Here is a 1,246-nt window from a genome sequence, read left to right as displayed (position 1 = left end):
GAATGTAAGCCGAACTCCCAGTGAGTTCGGATCTACCAAAGGGTTCCTCACGTTTTCAATCCACACGCCCCGCCGCGAAGCGGCTTACTTGAACCATCGGATGCACCGGAGCGGCGGTGGTTGCCTCAATTTTTGCTTGCAAATCGTTCCCCGCCGCCCGGTGATCCGTAACGTTATCCGACTAATGCCGACCTGAAGTGGCTTCCACTTGACAACGAATCATCACCCCTACGCTCCACCTAAGACTACACCGCGAGACGTCGTTGAGACATCGCGACCGAATTCAAAACTGGTTATCCACACTTGCCGTGTCTTGGGCGTCGCGTCACTTGCATCTGCTGCGTTCTTCGTTTGCTGGGGTTTATCGCTTTCTAGTGGCGCTTCCGCATTTGCCCTCGTTCTTCTTGGCCTGATTTCCGCTCCATACTTGATGCTGTGGCTCGCTTGCCGATCTCTTGCGACTTGGTCCGGCGTAACTTTGATTGCTCTGACCCTCGCTGGTTTTTGGTATCTCGGTGTTGATGCATTTGGCTACGTCAACAAGGACGCACAGGGTGGTCTCAATCTCGTGTTTGCTCCGGTCTACCAACTTGGGGCTGGTTTTTGCACAATGTGCATCGCCGTTACACTCGATTGGACCGAAAGAAGAATGGTCGGGTTACTGAGTGCTCGGACACGCTCGGGCGGATAACCATGGCGTGCACACGGAGCGGGGCTTGCGACCGGATTTGAAATGGACAACTTTACTCTCCCCGCCCGGTGACGCTGGTCGTTATCCGAGCGGGTGCGCTGTCGTTCGTGCTTGATTCCGATGCCACCATATAGCCTGACTTGATTCGATGCTGCCCTGCGGGGCACATCCAAAACTCGGACTTGCTGTAATCTTGGTTTTTCAATTCTGCGTCGCATGAAAACAACCACACACAAGCTTTGCGACACCTTAGGCATCCCGAATTCAACGCTCGAACACTTACCACCGTTTCTTGCCTTTTCGCCGAACTGGAAGCTGAACGCTTAGTTTTTACGTGGTGTCACGTGCTGAACTCCGATACAATGATCACTCCAATGGTCAAAAGGTGGATGGCGGCGTCCCGCCGTCGTTTTCCCCTCTCGGGGTTCATGCTGGCGACGTCCCGTCGTTGTTTTCCGCTCGCGCGGCGGATGCCCGTTGGCTGCCGTCAGCTTTCGCTCACTTCGTAACCAATACCGACGGATAACAAATAAGTCTTTGACATCGCGAGCTTGC

Annotated in this window: 2 protein-coding genes; one reads left to right on the top strand and one right to left on the bottom strand. The window is 54.3% G+C overall.

Annotated features, from left to right (window positions below; translation table 11 throughout):
• The first annotated feature begins 478 nt into the window (after nt 1–478).
• Nucleotides 479–691 (top strand): hypothetical protein, encoded by a 213-nt coding sequence (locus RC85_RS28350; RefSeq protein ID WP_202907975.1) that lies wholly within the window; start codon nt 479–481, stop codon nt 689–691.
• A gap of 323 nt (nt 692–1,014) precedes the next feature.
• On the opposite strand, the gene RC85_RS28820 is transcribed toward RC85_RS28350, so the two are convergent.
• Nucleotides 1,015–1,246 (bottom strand): hypothetical protein (locus tag RC85_RS28820; RefSeq protein WP_238383251.1); only part of this gene is annotated, 232 nt, incomplete at its 5' end.

The sequence above is a fragment of the Rubripirellula obstinata genome, from assembly GCF_001642955.1.
Classification (GTDB): Bacteria; Planctomycetota; Planctomycetia; order Pirellulales; family Pirellulaceae; genus Rubripirellula; species Rubripirellula obstinata.
This window is presented reverse-complemented; position numbering and strand designations above follow the sequence as displayed.